1 protein-coding gene is annotated in these 298 nt (G+C 43.6%); it reads right to left on the bottom strand.

Annotated elements, in window-relative coordinates; translation table 11 throughout:
• Positions 1-78: 78 nt before the first annotated feature.
• The coding region (locus F0U44_RS24320) for a hypothetical protein (protein WP_223163824.1) at positions 79-298 on the bottom strand (220 nt) is incomplete at its 5' end.

Genomic DNA, 298 nt, shown 5'->3' with positions numbered 1-298 from the left:
CAGCAATATTCAGTTTGTGGACAGTTTTTTCTAATTTACAACGCAATTAAGTAATTCAAAATGCAAGGACTGAGCCTCTCAAGTTTGAAGAAGCATAAGGCTTTGATCCCTCTGTATGTATGTGTGGGGATAGGATGTGGTGGAGCTGTGTTCTATACTCTGCGTCTGGCTTTGCGTAATCCTGATGTATCTTGGAACAAGAAGACCAACCCTGAACCATGGGAGGCTTACAGGAACAAGCAGTACAAGTTCTATTCTCCCATCAGAGACTACTCTAAGGAGGAATCTCCTGCCCCCA

The sequence above is a fragment of the Nocardioides humilatus genome, from assembly GCF_008373755.1.
Classification (GTDB): Bacteria; Actinomycetota; Actinomycetes; order Propionibacteriales; family Nocardioidaceae; genus Nocardioides; species Nocardioides humilatus.
The sequence above is the reverse complement of the archived record's forward strand: the minus strand, read 5'-3'. Positions and strand labels throughout refer to the sequence as shown.